The 15,504-nt window shown below is 62.1% G+C and carries 13 protein-coding genes; all 13 read left to right on the top strand.

All coding sequences use genetic code 11. The features are described from left to right. The first annotated feature begins 27 nt into the window (after window positions 1-27). The 13 genes from ilvD (at window position 28) to ACTG4X_RS02390 (ending at window position 15,504) form a co-directional block, all read left to right on the top strand. Window positions 28-1,773 carry a dihydroxy-acid dehydratase gene (gene ilvD, locus ACTG4X_RS02450; protein ID WP_097197389.1) on the top strand — a complete coding sequence of 582 codons (1,746 nt, stop codon included), beginning with the start codon at window positions 28-30 and terminating at the stop codon, window positions 1,771-1,773. A gap of 32 nt (window positions 1,774-1,805) precedes the next feature. Continuing rightward, window positions 1,806-2,798, top strand: a complete 993-nt coding sequence (locus ACTG4X_RS02445) for a Bug family tripartite tricarboxylate transporter substrate binding protein (protein WP_093175584.1) — start codon at window positions 1,806-1,808, stop codon at window positions 2,796-2,798. Between the two features lie 19 nt (window positions 2,799-2,817). Next, window positions 2,818-3,609, top strand: a complete 792-nt coding sequence (locus tag ACTG4X_RS02440) for a class II aldolase/adducin family protein (RefSeq protein WP_097197390.1) — start codon at window positions 2,818-2,820, stop codon at window positions 3,607-3,609. Window positions 3,610-3,628: 19 nt separating this feature from the next. Further along, window positions 3,629-4,618, top strand: a complete 990-nt coding sequence (locus tag ACTG4X_RS02435; RefSeq protein ID WP_097197391.1) for a 2-dehydropantoate 2-reductase — start codon at window positions 3,629-3,631, stop codon at window positions 4,616-4,618. Between the two features lie 196 nt (window positions 4,619-4,814). Continuing rightward, entirely contained in the window at window positions 4,815-5,018 is a 204-nt protein-coding gene (locus tag ACTG4X_RS02430) for a hypothetical protein (protein ID WP_176928761.1), read from the top strand. Between the two features lie 907 nt (window positions 5,019-5,925). Continuing rightward, on the top strand, window positions 5,926-7,089 hold the full coding sequence (locus ACTG4X_RS02425; protein WP_093053301.1) for a polysaccharide biosynthesis/export family protein: 1,164 nt from the start codon (window positions 5,926-5,928) through the stop codon (window positions 7,087-7,089). Continuing rightward, window positions 7,086-7,544, top strand: a complete 459-nt coding sequence (locus tag ACTG4X_RS02420) for a low molecular weight protein-tyrosine-phosphatase (protein ID WP_093053299.1) — start codon at window positions 7,086-7,088, stop codon at window positions 7,542-7,544. The genes ACTG4X_RS02425 and ACTG4X_RS02420 overlap by 4 nt, the downstream gene beginning before the upstream one ends. Beyond that, window positions 7,541-9,805: a polysaccharide biosynthesis tyrosine autokinase gene (locus tag ACTG4X_RS02415; protein WP_097197392.1), complete on the top strand. Its 2,265-nt coding sequence runs from the start codon at window positions 7,541-7,543 to the stop codon at window positions 9,803-9,805. The genes ACTG4X_RS02420 and ACTG4X_RS02415 overlap by 4 nt, the downstream gene beginning before the upstream one ends. Before the next feature lie 268 nt (window positions 9,806-10,073). Further along, window positions 10,074-10,853, top strand: coding sequence for a sugar transferase (locus ACTG4X_RS02410; RefSeq protein ID WP_256216746.1), 780 nt, complete (start codon window positions 10,074-10,076; stop codon window positions 10,851-10,853). Between the two features lie 92 nt (window positions 10,854-10,945). Continuing rightward, entirely contained in the window at window positions 10,946-12,004 is a 1,059-nt protein-coding gene (locus ACTG4X_RS02405) for a hypothetical protein (RefSeq protein ID WP_257014412.1), read from the top strand. Then, window positions 12,001-13,152: a polysaccharide pyruvyl transferase family protein gene (locus ACTG4X_RS02400; RefSeq protein WP_097197393.1), complete on the top strand. Its 1,152-nt coding sequence runs from the start codon at window positions 12,001-12,003 to the stop codon at window positions 13,150-13,152. Before ACTG4X_RS02405 ends, ACTG4X_RS02400 begins: the two co-directional genes overlap by 4 nt. A 13-nt stretch (window positions 13,153-13,165) precedes the next feature. Beyond that, window positions 13,166-14,239: a glycosyltransferase gene (locus tag ACTG4X_RS02395; protein ID WP_097197394.1), complete on the top strand. Its 1,074-nt coding sequence runs from the start codon at window positions 13,166-13,168 to the stop codon at window positions 14,237-14,239. Further along, window positions 14,236-15,504: a hypothetical protein gene (locus ACTG4X_RS02390; RefSeq protein ID WP_097197395.1), complete on the top strand. Its 1,269-nt coding sequence runs from the start codon at window positions 14,236-14,238 to the stop codon at window positions 15,502-15,504. Before ACTG4X_RS02395 ends, ACTG4X_RS02390 begins: the two co-directional genes overlap by 4 nt.

The following is a 15,504-nucleotide window of genomic DNA, read 5'->3' as shown; positions in this document are numbered from 1 at the left end:
ATCCAGCCAGCAGCCAACGCCAGCCTGATGACCACGCCCACCGACCCCACCAAGCGCTTTCGCTCCGCCACCATTCGCGAGGGCACGATCCGCGCGACCACGCGCAGCTTTCTCCATGCGCTGGGCCAGGACGACGAGGATATCGCGCGCCCGCACATCGGCGTGTTCCATACGGGCGGCGAGATGAGCCCGTGCAACCTCAACCTGCGCGACCAGGCGCAGCATGCCAAGACCGGCATCTACGCGGGCGGCGGCACACCACACGAATGCCCCGTGGTGTCGATCAGCGACGGGCTGACGATGGCGCATTCGGGCATGCGCTTCTCGCTGATCTCGCGCGAGCTGATCGCCGACAGCGTGGAAGCCTCCACGCGCGGCCACCAGTGGGACGGCATCTTCGCCATCGGCGCGTGCGACAAGAACCTGCCGGGGCTGATGATGGGCATGGTCCGCTGCAACGTGCCGAGCGTGTTCGTGCACGGCGGCTCGGCATTGCCGGGCCAGATGCCGGGGCCACATCCAGAAGTACGGGGCCGCGACCTGAACGTGGTCGACACCTACGAGACCATCGGCAAGGTGCTGGCCGGCACCGCCACGCACGACGAACTCGACGCAATGAGCCGCGCCTGCCTGCCCACGGCCGGCGCATGCGCGGGGCAGTTCACGGCCAACACGATGGGCATGGTGTCGGAGGCGCTGGGCCTGGCGCCCATCGGTTCCAGCATGGTGCCGGCCGTGTTCAGCGAGCGCGCGCCGCTGATGCGCCGCGCCGCAAAGACGCTGATGAAGGCGGTGATGGGCGACAGCCCGCTGCCGCGGGACATCGTCACTCGCAAGGCGCTGGAAAACGCCTGCGCCGTGGTTTCGGCCACGGGAGGCTCGACCAACGCTGCGCTGCATCTGCCGGCGATTGCGCACGAGGCGGGCATCAAGTTCCACCTCGACGACGTGGCCGAGGTTTTCGCGCGCACGCCGCTCATCGCCGACCTGCGTCCGGGCGGCCAGTACCTGGCGCGCGACGTGTTCTACATCGGCGGCGCGGGCGTCATCCTGCGCACGCTGCTGGAGCAGGGCTTCCTGCATGGCGACGTGCTCACCTTCACCGGCCACACGATGGCCGAGGAACTGGCTGGTGCGCTGGCGCCCGACGGCCGCGTGGTGCGCGAGGCCGGCAACCCGATCACGCGCGACGGCGGGCTGGCGGTGCTCAAGGGCAACCTCTGCCCGGACGGCGCCCTGCTCAAGACGGCGGGGCTCAAGGGCCTGGTGTTTCGCGGACCGGCGCGCGTCTTCAATTCCGAGGAAGAAGCGCAGACCGCTGTGCAAAACCGGCTGTACGAAGCGGGCGACGTGATAGTGATCCGCAACGAGGGCCCCCGGGGCAGCCCCGGCATGCGCGAGATGCTGGGCATCACCGCCCTGCTCTACGGCCAGGGCATGGGCGACAAGGTGGCGCTGCTGACCGACGGGCGCTTCTCGGGCGCGACGCGCGGTTTGTGCATCGGTTATGCCGGGCCTGAAGCAGCGGACGGAGGCCCGATTGCGGCGCTGCGCGACAGCGACGTGATCGCCATCGACGCGCGGGCTGACGCACGCTCGATCACGGTCGAACTCACGGCTGAAGAAATCACGGCGCGGCTCGCCGGACGTGAGGTAAACGTGGGGGTCGCCCGAGGTGGCTTGCTGGAAAAATACGCGCTCACCGTGCGCCCTGCCCACCAGGGCGCCGTGACCCACTCGGGCGCGGTCACCTGGCTGCGCGACGAGTCTTGATCCTCCATAACCAACGTCCGGAGAGAGACACCATGAGCTTCACGCGCCGCCAGATCCTGCAGACCACCAGCGCCTCGGCCTTGATGGCCAGCCTTGGCCAGAACGTTTTCGCGCAAGCGATGAACATCGAGACCGCAACCATCGTCACCGGCTTCGCGGCCGGCGGCACGTCGGACACCACCTGCCGGCGCCTGGCGACGAGGCTCAGCCCGGACTACGCGAAGACCGTGGTGGTCGAGAACCGCACCGGCGCGGGCGGCCAGATTGCCGTGAGCTACGTGAAGAGCCGCCCGGCCGACGGCAGCACCATCCTGCAGACGCCGACCTCGATCCTCACGATCTACCCGCACATCTACAAGAAGCTGCCGTACGACCCGATGGTCGACATCACGCCGGTGAGCCTGGCCTGCATCTTCGACTTCGGCTTTGCCGTGGGCCCGGCCGTGCCGGCCAGCGTGAAGAGCGTGCCCGAGTTCCTGGCCTGGGCCAAGGCCAACCCGGCCGGTGCCAACTTCGGCTCGCCCGCTGCCGGCTCCACGCCGCACTTCATCGGTGCGCTGCTGGGCCAGAAGGGCGGCGTCGAACTGAAGCACGCGGCGTATCGCGGCACGCAGCCGGCCATGCTCGACCTGCTGGGCAGCAACATCTCGGCCGTGTCGGGGCCCATCGGCGACATCACGCAGCATCTGCTGTCGGGCAAGGTGCGCATCCTGGGCGTGTCGGGCTCCAAGCGCAGCCGCTTCGCGCCCGACGTGCCGACCTTCGGCGAGCAGGGCATCAAGGACATGGCCCACAGCGAATGGTTCGCCTTCTTCCTGCCGGCCAAGGCCTCGCCCGAACTGGTGGCGAAGCTGAACACGGCCATGAAGAACGCGCTGGCGCAGAAGGACGTGATCGACGGCCTCGGCACCTTCGGACTGGAAGCGATGTCTTCCACGCCGGCCGAGCTGACCGAACTGCTCAAGAAAGACACCGCCAAGTGGGCGCCGATCGTCAAGGAAGTCGGCTTCACCGCGGAAGGTTGAAACACATGAAGGAACTGCCATGAACACACTCGCCACTCCAGCACCCTCGGCGCTGGTCCATCCCTCGATCCACCCCGACGAGCGCGCCGCGCGCGAAGAGCTCGCGGCCTGCTATCGCGTGTTCGCGATGCTGGGCTGGGTCGAGATGATCTACAACCACATCACGGTGCGGCTGCCCGACAGCGTGACGGGTGGCGAGAAGCAGTTCCTGATCAACCCCTTCGGCCTGCACTACAGCGAGGTCACGGCCAGCAATCTCGTAAAGATCGACTTGCAGGGCAAGGTGCTCGACGGCTCGACCTACCCGGTGAACCCGGCCGGCTTCACGGTGCACGCGGCCATTCACGACGGCCTGCCCGGCGCGCACTGCGTGATGCACACGCACACGACCGCAGGCGTGGCCGTGGCCTGCCTGCAGGGCGGTCTGCAGCAGACCAATTTCTATACCGCCCAGCTGCACGGCATGGTGGCGTACCACGACTTCGAGGGCATCACGATCCATGCCGACGAAGGCCCGCGCCTGCTCAAGAGCATCGGCGACCGCAACGCGGTGATCCTGCGTAACCACGGCCTGCTGGCCTGGGGGCAGACGCTGCCGCAGACTTTTGCGATTTTGTGGACGCTGCAGCGCGCCTGCGAAATCCAGATGGCGACCTTCTCGATGGGCGCCGCCATTCCGGTGAGCGAAGAAATCGCGCAGCGCTGCACGCGCGACGCGCTGCAGTTCAGCCCCGAGCACGGCGCCGGGCAGGATGTGTTCAATGCACTCGTCCGCCAGGTGGACCGCATCGACCCTACGTACCGCAACTGAACCTGAAGCGACGGACCCCATGAAGATTTGTATTTACGGCGCCGGCGCGATCGGCGGATGGATCGGTGTCGGCCTCGCGCAAGCGGGCCAGCGCCTGAACGTGGTGGCACGCGGCGCCACGCTCGAGGCATTGCAGCGCGACGGCCTGTCGCTGATGCGCGGCAGCACGGGTGGAGAGGTGCGCACGCGCGTGCCCGTCAACGCCGTGGCCGACCCCGAGGCGCTCGGCGTGCAGGACCTGGTGGTCATCGCCGTGAAGGCGCCGGCCCTGGCCGCCGTGGCCGAACGCATCGGGCCGCTGATCGGCGCCGACACCATCGTGCTGGTCGCGATGAACGGCGTGCCGTGGTGGTTCCTCGAAGGCGGCTTCGGCGGCGAGATCACGGGCCACCGGCTCGCGGCGGTGGACCCCGGCGGTGCCCTTGCCCGCGCCATTCCGTCGCGCAACGTGATCGGCTGCGTGGTGCACGCGAGCTGCTCGCTCGACGGGCCGGGCGTGGTGCGGCATCACTTCGGCAACGGGCTGATCGTGGGCGAGCCTTCGGGCGAGGCCACGCCGCGCGTGCAGAAGCTGGTCGAGCTGCTGAAGAGCACGGGCATCGACACCACGCTGTCGCCGCAGATCCAGAAGGACGTGTGGTTCAAGCTGTGGGGCAACATGACGGTGAACCCGATCAGCGCGCTCACCGGCTGCACCACCGACCTGATCATGGGCGACGACTACGTGCGCGGCTTCATCTCGGCGGTGATGCTGGAGGCCAAGGAGATCGGACGGCGCATCGGCATCGAGATCACGCAGAGCCCGGAAGACCGGCACGCCATCACCATGAAGCTCGGGGCGTTCAAGACCTCGATGCTGCAGGACGTGGAAGCCGGGCGTTCGGTGGAGCTCGATGCGCTTGTAACGGTGGTGCGGGAGCTCGGCGAGCTGACGGCGGTGGCAACGCCCTTCACCGACGCGCTGCTGGGGCTGGCACGCCTGAGAACGCGGCAACTCGGGCTTTACTGAGCGCCGGCGCAGCGCACCGGGATCCAAGGTCAGGCGGCGCACAGGTTCGGTCCGCAGACTGCAAATGCAGCGTCTGCAGAACCCTGTACACCCTTTTTTCTTCTTGGGCTATCCTCTCGCCATTCGAATGCACGTAGCGATTTCTTACACACCAACAAGGCTATATGCGTGCTTGAGCGAAGGGGGAGACAGATAGATGCGCTTGATCTTCATCGAACTTCTGGTGGCCTTGGTGCTGCTGCCCATCAGCGGCCTGTTCTGGTGGTGGGCCTTCGGCATGGGCGGCCTGGCTGTGGCCGGCTTTCTGCTGGTTGGCGGCGGCGCTCTGTATCTTGTCTTGCGGGGCGTGCGCTCGGCCAAGAACCAACTCGGCCACCCCGGCGACGACCGTGAGCAATAGGCCCTGAGCCTTTTCGCCTGACACATTCGCATTCAATTTGGCAGGGAATTGGTGCAATTTGTTTTCTCGATCTCACCTGCCACGGCGTCGGCACGGCCGGATCTGAATTCTTTTTTCTGATTTGTCCGGCCTCGCGATGAGCCAGGCACAGTTTCATTGATTGAAATCTGAAACATCCTTCGGCTCCCGAATGATGCAAATAAAAAACACTACAAAAGTGTCAATCAGGCTGTCGCAAATCGCATTTCCTCTGAATTGAATCGGCAATTAGCCTGAAATCATTCATCGATTTCCTGGGCAGATTTCGCACGGTCTTGGTGCTCCTAGCCCCGGCGGAGGGCAAGAAATTCGGAAGTAATTCAAAAATCCTACCGCCAGTTCACCTTGGGCAGCGGCCGACTAGGTACCCTCCCGCGTCATTGCTCGACGCTAAAACTGGACGAACTGAAGCTCATAGCCCACGATTTGTCGGCTACGTCCTACTCAGTTGACAATTGCTTACAAAGTAGAACGCAATGTCAAAAACCCTATGCGGGTGGCCTCTGTGGTTCGAGAGCCACGATTTCCCGTATCAATGGGGTAATTAATAAGTTGCATTTTCCATTTCGGCTGACGGCATCCTGACCAGCCGTTTGCCCCCTCGATTCCCAATGAAAAAGGGTCTCCGGAAGGGGAAGCAAGGGATAACCCTGCCCTCGGCGTGGTCGCACCACGAATGGACACGCCTTTTGCGTCTACTCCACGAAATAGGGCTGCTGCGAAGGCAGCGACAATTTCCTTTTCATTGCTCTCCCGATAAATCTCCGGTCAAGCCGGAAAAGCGTCTTGGTAATAAAAAGAATTACCGGCGCAAATCGGGCTCGGGCTTTGCATATGAATCGCAGTTGTTGAAAAAACCAAGTTCGCAATGGAGTTCCATTTGACACGCTACCTGTACCTGATGGGGTGGAGTGCCGCCTTGGCCGGCGCGTTGATGCTTCAGGGCTGCGCACCGGGCTTTGGCTCCGTGGTGGCTTACGAGCCCGATCAGAGTCCGGCGCCATCTCTTGCTGCCGACGGCACGCCGCAGGAGGCGCTCGTCCCCATCTCGCCGAGCCTCATCCGCGCGATGGCCGAGGCGCAGCCGGCGGCGATTCCGCCCGACGTGAAGGCCCTGTTCGGCGAAGCCCCGGTCTACACGATCGGCCCGGGCGACGTCGTGGGCGTCATCGTCTACGACCACCCCGAGCTGCTGCCCAACGCCGGCGCCGTGATTTCCCAGCAGACGGACCCCACGGGCATCAGCGTGGCGCCGGGCTTCATCGTCGGCGCCAACGGGCAGATCAGTTTTCCGTACATCGGCCGGGTCCAGATGCAGGGCCTGACCGAGATCGAGGCGTCCGACGTGATCGCCAAGCGCATCGCGCGCTACATCAAGGACCCGCAGGTGACGGTGCGTATCCAGTCCTTCAGAAGCCGCCGTGCATTCGTGGAAGGCGAAGTGCGCACGCCGGGGCTGCAGCTCTTCACCGACGTTCCGATGACGCTGTCCGAAGCGCTCAACCGGGCCGGCGGCATCACGTCCAGCGGCGACCGTTCGTTCATCACGCTGACACGCGGCGACAAGACCACGCTCATCGACCTGCCCAAGCTGCAGGACCTGGGCAGCAACGCCAGCAAGATCCCGCTGCAGAACGGCGACGTGGTGCAGGTGCGCAACCGCGACGAGAGCAAGGTGTTCGTGATGGGCGAAGTCGCCAAGCCCTCGGCGCTGACCATGCACAACGGCAGGCTCACCCTCAACGAGGCGCTGGGCGAGGCCGGCAGCGCAAGCCTGGGCACGGCGAACACGGGGCAGATCTACGTCGTGCGCAACAACGCCAACAACACGAAGGGCTCGCCGTCGGTCTTCCACCTGAATGCGAAGAACCCCGCCGCGCTGGCGCTGGCCGAGCGCTTTCCGCTGCAGCCGCGCGACGTGGTCTACATCGACTCGGTGCCGCTGGCCACCTGGAGCCGGGTGGCCAGCCTGATCCTGCCGGCGACCCAGGCGCTCTACTACAGCGACCAGGTCTACATGAACCACCGATGAGATCCGTACTGACAGTCTGCATCGGCAACATCTGCCGAAGCCCGATGGCGGAAGGCCTGCTTGCCGCGGGATTACCGCATCTGCGCGTGTTCTCCGCGGGCACCGGCGCGCTCGTCGGCAAGCCGGCCGACCCGATGGCGCAGGCGCTCATGCGAAAGCGCGGCATCGACATCTCGGACCACGTCGCGCAGCAGGTGAGCCAGATGCTGTGCCGGCAGGCCGACCTGATCCTGGTGATGGACCGGGAGCAGCGCCGCCATCTCGAATCGACCTACCCCTTCGTGCGCGGCAAGGTCTTCCGCATTGCCGAGTTCTCGGTCGCGCAGGACGTGCCCGACCCGTATGGAAAAGACGAGGCGGCGTTCGAGCACGCCCTGGCCCTGATCGATGCCGGCGTCCGGACATGGATCGACCGCATTCTGAAAATCACAAAACCCGAGCAGCAACCTACATGAACGCACCCCCGCAAGCCGCGCCGATGCCGATGCAAGCGCTGGAAGAGGATGGCGACGGCATCAACCTGGCCGAGTACCTGGATATCCTGATCGACCACCGCTGGCTCGTCGCGGCCATCGTTGCCGTGACCGTGCTCCTGGGCGCGGCCTATGCCTTCCTCGGCAAACCCCTCTACGAAGCCAACGTCGCGGTGCAGGTGGAAGATTCCGGCAACTCCGCAGGCAGCTTCCTGGGCGATGCCGCCTCCTCGCTGCTGAGCGTGAAGACGCCGGCCGCGGGCGAGATCGAAATCCTCCGCTCGCGCGCCATCCTCGGCAAGGCCGTGGAGAACACCAAGCTCTACATCAGCGCACGGCCGCGGTATGCCCCCATCGTGGGCAGCTGGCTCGCTCGCCGCGCCACCGAGCTGTCGGACCCTGGCTTCATGGGGCTTTCGGGCTACGTGACGGGCACCGAGAGCATCCTCGTTCCGAGGTTCGACGTTCCCGCGGATTTCGAGGAAAAGCCGTTCACGCTGACCCTCGGGGCCGACGGGCAGTACGAACTGAGCAACCCCGACATCGATACGCCGATGAAGGGCGCCATCGGCACCTTGCTGGTAGCGAACGTTCCCGGCGTTCCGAACGGAAGCGTGAGTCTGCTGGTCAGCAGCATCAACGCGAAGCCGGGCGCGCAGTTCCAGCTCGTGCGGTCTTCGACGCAGCTGACGCTCCTGGCGCTGCAGGACAACCTGAAGGTCGTGGAAAAAGGCAAGCAGTCGGGCGTGCTCGATGTCAGCTGGAGAAGCGGCGACGCAGAAAAGCTGACGCAGCTGCTCAACGAAATCGGTCGCCTCTACGTTCGCCAGAACATGGAGCGCAAGGCGGCCGAGGCCGAGAAGACGCTGGGCTTCCTGGACGGCGCGCTGCCCCAGTTCAAGAAGCAGCTGGAGCAGTCCGAAGACATCTACAACCGCTACAGAAACCAGAACGGCACGGTCAGTCTCGACGACGAGGCAAAGAACGCGCTGACCCAGACCATCGACCTGCAGTCCAAGCTGCTCGAGGCCGAACAGAAGCGGCGCGAGCTCACGGCGCGCTTCACGAGCGAGCATCCCGCCGTCCAGACGCTGGACACCCAGGTCGCCGCATGGAAGAGCGCGCTCGCAACCGTCGATGCGCGCATCCGCAAGATGCCGGAGCTGCAGCAGAACACCGTTCGCATGCAGCGCGACATCAAGGTGAACACCGACCTGTACGTATCGCTTCTCAACAGCTCGCTGCAGATGCGGCTGGCCAAGGAAGGCAAGGTGGGCAACGTGCGCCTGCTGGACGACGCCATCGTTCCGGAAGAACCGGTGTGGCCCAAGCGGCCCCTGGTCATCGCGCTGGCTGTGATCCTGGGGCTGGCTGCCGGCATCGGCGCCGCGATTGCAAGGAACTCGTTCTTCGGCGGCATCCGCAATCCGGGAGAGATCGAAAGCCACACCGGGCTCAACGTCTACAGCAGCATTCCGCTGAGCGCCGCCCAGCGCACGGTCGAGAGGAACATCGAGAACAAGGTCGTCGGCAAGCACGTCCTGGCGCACCTGTTCCCCGAAGACCCCGCGGTGGAAAGCCTGCGCAGCCTTCGCACCGCGCTGCAGTTCGCCATGCTGGAAGCGACCAACAACCGCCTTCTCATCTCCGGCGCGACGCCTGGCGTGGGCAAGACCTTCATCTCGGTCAACTTCGCGGCGATCACCGCGGCAACCGGCAAGAAGGTTCTGCTGATCGACGCGGACTTGCGCAAGGGCCGCGTGAATCAATTCCTCTCGATCCAGCGGTCTTCCGGCCTGTCCGAATTGATCGCCGGCACGCTCGACCTCGAGAAAGCGATTCGCCCGTCGGCCCTGCCGAATCTGGACATCATTACCACGGGTGTGCTTCCGCCCAATCCGGCCGAGCTGTTGACGAGCGATTCCTTTGCCCAGGTACTGGAAAAGTTATCTCCGCTATACGACCTCGTCATCATCGACACGGCCCCGGTTCTCGTTGCCGCGGATACCGCATCGGTCGCCCCGCTCGCGAGCACTTTGCTACTCGTTGCACGCGCCGAAAAGACCCAGCTCGGCGAATTGAATGAGAGCGTCAGAAGACTTGCGCATGCAGGTCGCACGGTAAATGGCGTAATTCTGAATGCTATTGATCTAACCCGCCGCCACGCTGGCAGCGGGAGTTACAAATATGGCGCTTACAAGCATTTACAATATACATACAATACCAACAGGGATTCCACCTAGACCGTGAAAATTGGAGTTAAATTCAAAATCATGAGCCGGGATTTTGCCCTGACTCATTGATTAAATACTCAATTAGTATTCGGAGTAATAAGGCACTACAAATGGCAATTAGTCCATTCGTATTGCCTTCATCGAGTCATTTGGCCGCGCAATAGTTTCTGCATTGCAGATCCTACGAGGCATTTGTGCGGGTCGTCTCGGCCAAAAAACCAAGGCCATAACAGAGGACATGCAGGCTTTTGCCTGCGTGAGGAAAGGTGCGTCAAAAATGAAATCATTTCGACGAGAAATCTTGTCGCGCTTCAAATCCGGGCGGGGAAATCCCATGGGAAATCTCCACCCTGAAGAATCGCTGGTACCGCAAGGCTGGAATATTTCGGACGCAAGCGGCGAAATGTCCCGAGGCGGCTCGCAAACCGGAATTCATCATCCGGCCGTACTGCGGATCGGGAAAAGGTCGGTAGACATTGCCGCCGCGCTGTTCTTTTTTGCGGCATTCGGCTGGCTCTTCGTGCTGATCGGCCTCTTCGTGCTGATCAGCTCCGGATCTCCGGTCCTGTATTACCAGTCGCGCTACGGAAAAGACGGGCGAATATTCAGGTTCTACAAGTTCCGCTCGATGATCGCCAACTCGGCCCAGGTGCTCGAGGAGCATCTGAAAAGCAATCCGGAGGCACGCCGCCAATGGGATGAATACCAAAAGCTGGACGACGATCCACGGATCACGCGTTTCGGCAAATTCATCCGCAAGACCAGCCTGGACGAACTGCCGCAATTCTGGAACGTGCTGACGGGCGACATGAGCCTCATCGGCCCCCGCCCCTGCATGCTCGAGCAGAAGGAGCTCTACGGCCAGAACTGGTCGCACTACTGCGCTGTTCGCCCCGGGATCACGGGCCTGTGGCAGGTCAGCGGTCGCAATCAGCTGACCTACAACGCACGCGTTGCGTTGGACGTGAGGTATGTCGAGACCCTTTCCGTCGGGAAGGACGTGGACATCTTCTTCAGAACCATCTGGGTGGTTGCTGCCGGTCACGGGTCCCGATGAATTTCATCGGTCCCGGATGATCGGCTCCGGCCGGGCCGGCCGGACAGATTTTCCTTCGCTTTCGAAATGATTGGATTGGAATCCACATGCGGATGAGCCACGCCATTCCGGGACCGGTGGTGAGAAGAAGAAGCACGCGCCGCTTCAATCAATTCTCGATTGCCGGAATACTGATCGTGCTCGTGTACACGATCATCTACGCGTACTTCAGGGAAATGCTTCCCGAGAAATGGAGCGTGGACTCGGCAAAGATCATCGAGATCCTCAATTACGGCGGCACGGGCGACATGGACAACTCGTTTGCTGTCACCGCCGCGCTGTTCGCCGTTATCGGGGTCGACAACCTGGATGTTTTCACCTGCGGCGTGAGCGTCATATTTTTGTTTTTCGCGACTCACGACGTTCGCAAGGCCGGCGACTTTTTCGCCAGGCTGCTGCTGATTGCGCCTTGCATCATGCTGAACATGTTTGCGCCGTCCAAGGAGACGGTCGTGCTCATCATGACCATGTTCATCACCGTTTCGACCATCTATTTTCGAACGTCGAAAGTACTTACCGTCGGCGCCTTCCTTTTTCTATACGCGATCTACGGGGTCTTCGTACGGCAATATTATTTGCTGATTGTCGGTGTGTTTTTCATGGTCTATTACCTGTGGCGGCGCCCTCTTAAATATCACATTCTGGCCGCCATCGTGGTCGTCGGAGCGATCATGGCGGCGCCTTCCAGCATTTTGCAGACGCTTCAATCGCCGCGAGATACATCGAATGCCTACGCGGAACAGATCGGCAGCGACAACAGAACGGCTTTTACCAATATTGCGTCTCCCGCCAGTGGCCCCGGATTCCTGGTCAATTACGTCTATGCCGCAACAGTGCTAATCACGCCGGTTCTTTATTTTCAGACTGCGAGCGACGCGTTCATGCAATTGATGATCGCAGCCATGCTGATCATTCTGTACAGGGCCCGGCGAAAGTCCAAACGCGACCCGGATCGATTCGAGCCGAGGTTTTTCGGCAGCCTTTTCATAGCGCACATTCTTGTGCAATTGATATTCGAACCGGATCTCGGCAGCTTCACCAGGCATTTGACCTCCGTAATGCTCTACATCATTGCCATCAAAGTTTCCGAGAACAAAGCAGTCTCCAGATGAAAAAAATCCTGATTTGTGCGGTGCCGTACAGCGACAACCTGGGTGACGGGGTCATCGCGGCGTCGCTGGCTCACATCGCCGGCATGAAATATCCAGAGGCGAAGGTGGAGTTCCTCGACATCGCCGGCCGCGTCGCGTTCGACGAATCGAATCTGCGTGGCGGCGGCGCGTTCGAAATCTTCCAGAAGATGCCGGCCCTGCTGCGATCGGCAATCGTTTTCGCGTATTGCCTCAAGAACTACCTCCTGGGCTGGCGCAGGCAATGGAGCGTCGCGGTCAATGATGCGGATCTGGTCCTCATCGGCGGTGGTCAACTGTTCTGCGACGTGGCGCTGAACTTTCCCGCCAAGCTGTTTCTTCTGGGCAGGTTGCTTCGCGGCAAGAAGGTCGCGGTGGTCTCGGTTGGCGTCACGGCCAAATGGTCGTTCTGGGGGAAATTTCTGGTCAAGAAATTCCTCAGGAACGCCGCCCCCGTTTTCTACGCGACGCGCGATGTGGACTCGGCGAACAACCTGCACGCGTTCTTCGACATCCCGCGCAGCGAGATCAAGGTCGTTCCCGACCCCGCGCTGGTTTGCGCGAGCGCCTTTTCGGAAGAGCTCTCCCCGGACAAGAAGTGGGACGTGGGAATCTGCGTCAGCAGCCTCGATGCGCTGGTGATGAATTCCGAATATGGCGACACGCGCACCAGCGGGTCCGCGGAATTCTTCTCGGGCCTGGCCGAAGCATTGCAGGCGGAAGGCGCGCGGGTGCTGTATTTCACGAACGGCGCGGCGGAGGACAACAAGATCCTTGCCGAGATTTCTTCTTCGCGGGCAGCCGCGCCGGGCTTCTCGTTCGTCGTTCCGAAGCGCCCCGACGATCTTGTTGCGTTGATCAGCGCCTGCTCGTGCATTGCGGCGCACCGGCTGCACGCAAACATCGTCGCCTACAGCCTGAACATTCCCTCCATCGGGATGAATTGGGACAAGAAGGTCGAGTCCTTTTTCCAGCTGACGGACCGAACCCAGTATTTGTTCGGCCTGTCGCCGCGCCGGGAAGAGCTGAAGGCCTCCGTACTGAATCTGCTCAACGAAAAAAATGCCGACCGCAGAAGACTCGACGAATTGAAGACCGAAGTCATCGCCGGAACCCACGCATTGATCTGAGGAGCGAATCTCCATGAAAGTACTGCACGTTGCCGAAACGCTCAAGGGCGGGTTGGAAACCTATCTTCGGATCGTTTCGAATTTCCAGAAGAACTCTCCGGAAATCAGCCAGGTGAAGTTCATATTGCCCGGAACGGTCGATTGGCTGAACCCCGAGAGCGCACACGTGGTGCCCACCGCCCGCAGCCCCCTGTCCCTGGTGGGCTATGCCGCGCGCGTCAAGAAGATCATCGAGTCGGAGCGCCCTTCCGTGCTCCACCTGCACAGCTCGATTGCCGGAGGCATCGTCCGGGCCATGGCCATGCTCGGGCAGATACCCAGCGAAGTGAAGATCGTCTATTGCTCCCACGGCTGGGCATTCGATCAGGCTGCGTCCCGCTACAAGAAGTCGGCCTACCGCTGGATCGAGCGGCTGCTTTCCTCGCGCAGCGACGCCATCATCTGCATCAGCCGCCATGAGGTCAGGATCGCGTCGAAATCCGGCATCAGGCGATGCACATGCATTCCCAACGGGATCGACTCCGTCAGTCCCAGGCTGCCGAGTCAATTGCTTCCTGATGAAGTCGAACGCAGCCAGCGAAAAGTCCTGTTCGTCGGCCGCCTGGACCGGCAAAAGGGAATCGACGTCCTGCTCGACTCGTACAACAGGGTGAAGCCGAACTTCAAGCTGATCGTCGTCGGCGAGGCCGTGCGGAATGACCTTTTTCTTCCCAAGTCCGATCGGGTCGAGTTCAAGGGCTGGCTGGAAAAAGACGAGCTGGACGCCGTCTACCAGGACTGCGACGCCATCATCGTTCCGTCGAGATGGGAAGGCTTCGGGCTCGTTGCTGTCGAAGCCATGGCGAGGAGCAAGGCGGTTTTTGCATCCGCTGTGGGCGGCCTCGTCGACATCGTTGAAGACGACAGGAGCGGCCGGCTCTTTTCCCTGGAGCAGATGGACCAGATGCTGCGGGAAATCGACGGCATCCCCAATGAAACCCTGCGGCAGATGGGACAGACCGGGCGAAAGATCTTCGAAGAGAAGTTCACTTCGCAGCGAATGAACACCGCCATCGTCGATCTGTACAAGGAGTCGGTCCTGCCATGAAGATTTCTGGATTCTTTGCCCGAGGCCTCGTCGGGCTGCTGGGCACCCTGCTGTTCATTGCAGCGTCGATCAGCACGGCCAATGCCCGAGGCATCGACGGCCTGACCTCGGAGTACCCGGTTGCGCTGAGCGTGCAGATCGATCCCGCGACCATCACGGACGACGACCTGCATGAAATACGTGCGGCCGGTTTCGAATTCGTGCGGTTCGGCGTGCGGCCTCCGCTGAAAAGCGTCAACCCCAATTTGATCGACTACCCGGGCCTGATCCAGCGCGTGCGCAAGGCCAGGCTCGAAGCCATCGTCACGTTGTTCGGCGGCCGCGAGATCTGGGGACACGAGCCCTCGGACCTGCGTGGTGGCAACCGCAGCAAGGAAACCATGTTCGCGGACTTTGCGAGCGACTTCATGAAGGCGCACACCACCGATGTCGCCGTCTGGGAGATATGGAACGAGCCGGACAACAAGACATTCCTGCAGCCCAACCTTCTTTCGAACTTCGGGACCGCCTCGTCGGAGCTGTGCAACAAGCTGGCGCAGCAAAAGATCCAGCCGAACATCGTCATCGGATACGGCTTCGCGAAGCTGCCCTTCGCCGGAGGCAAGGTTCCTTCGGAGCTGGAAGATGCCTTTGTCTCGGCCGCCAGGACCGACTGCCTGACGGACATCTCGATCCATCCATACCGCTCGGTTCCCGAAACGGCGCTGGCCGACTACCAGAAGCTGCGTGCGCAACTGGACCAGCGGCAACTGAAGAAGACCGGCATCGTCGCTTCGGAATGGGGCTATGCCTCCTACATGCCGGTTCGCGACCGCAACGCACAGGCTTCGCTGATCTTCAGGGAGTACCTGATCAATGCCGCCGCGGGCATCAAGCTGCTGAACCTCTACGCGTGGCGCGACAGGGGACAGTCTTACTTTTCGAAGGAAGACAACTTCGGAATCAAGTCCAAAGCCGGGGAAAAGAAAGAGGCCTACTCCGCGCTGACCGAGTTTCTCAAGATCGCCAGGCACTCCCAGAAGGTGTCGTACCAGGATGCCAAGGGCATGAGCCAACTGGTGCTGCGTCGCGGCGAGTCTTTGCTGCACGTGGTCTGGACGCAGGGCCCCGAACAAACCGTGTCAGTCCCCGCAGGCAGCGGCAAGAAATGCACGCGCGTCGACTTCTTCCCCCAGATGCGTGAAGGCAGTTGCGGAAGTCCGTCGGGCGGGAGCTTTTCTGTCAAGGCGACTGCCAATCCCGTTTTGCTGTCCATATCGGACTGA

This window comes from Variovorax sp. YR566 (genome assembly GCF_051992195.1).
Taxonomy (GTDB): Bacteria; Pseudomonadota; Gammaproteobacteria; order Burkholderiales; family Burkholderiaceae_C; genus Variovorax.
This window is presented reverse-complemented; position numbering and strand designations above follow the sequence as displayed.

What these genes read in the sequence shown, in the direction of transcription:
- ACTG4X_RS02405 (WP_257014412.1), top strand. Translation starts at nt 10,946, where the DNA reads ATGAGCCACGCCATTCCGGGACCGGTGGTGAGAAGAAGAAGCACGCGC.
- ilvD (WP_097197389.1), top strand. Translation starts at nt 28, where the DNA reads ATGACCACGCCCACCGACCCCACCAAGCGCTTTCGCTCCGCCACCATT.
- ACTG4X_RS02415 (WP_097197392.1), top strand. Translation starts at nt 7,541, where the DNA reads ATGAACGCACCCCCGCAAGCCGCGCCGATGCCGATGCAAGCGCTGGAA.
- ACTG4X_RS02410 (WP_256216746.1), top strand. Translation starts at nt 10,074, where the DNA reads ATGAAATCATTTCGACGAGAAATCTTGTCGCGCTTCAAATCCGGGCGG.
- ACTG4X_RS02445 (WP_093175584.1), top strand. Translation starts at nt 1,806, where the DNA reads ATGAGCTTCACGCGCCGCCAGATCCTGCAGACCACCAGCGCCTCGGCC.
- ACTG4X_RS02440 (WP_097197390.1), top strand. Translation starts at nt 2,818, where the DNA reads ATGAACACACTCGCCACTCCAGCACCCTCGGCGCTGGTCCATCCCTCG.
- ACTG4X_RS02390 (WP_097197395.1), top strand. Translation starts at nt 14,236, where the DNA reads ATGAAGATTTCTGGATTCTTTGCCCGAGGCCTCGTCGGGCTGCTGGGC.
- ACTG4X_RS02425 (WP_093053301.1), top strand. Translation starts at nt 5,926, where the DNA reads ATGGAGTTCCATTTGACACGCTACCTGTACCTGATGGGGTGGAGTGCC.
- ACTG4X_RS02400 (WP_097197393.1), top strand. Translation starts at nt 12,001, where the DNA reads ATGAAAAAAATCCTGATTTGTGCGGTGCCGTACAGCGACAACCTGGGT.
- ACTG4X_RS02395 (WP_097197394.1), top strand. Translation starts at nt 13,166, where the DNA reads ATGAAAGTACTGCACGTTGCCGAAACGCTCAAGGGCGGGTTGGAAACC.
- ACTG4X_RS02420 (WP_093053299.1), top strand. Translation starts at nt 7,086, where the DNA reads ATGAGATCCGTACTGACAGTCTGCATCGGCAACATCTGCCGAAGCCCG.
- ACTG4X_RS02435 (WP_097197391.1), top strand. Translation starts at nt 3,629, where the DNA reads ATGAAGATTTGTATTTACGGCGCCGGCGCGATCGGCGGATGGATCGGT.
- ACTG4X_RS02430 (WP_176928761.1), top strand. Translation starts at nt 4,815, where the DNA reads ATGCGCTTGATCTTCATCGAACTTCTGGTGGCCTTGGTGCTGCTGCCC.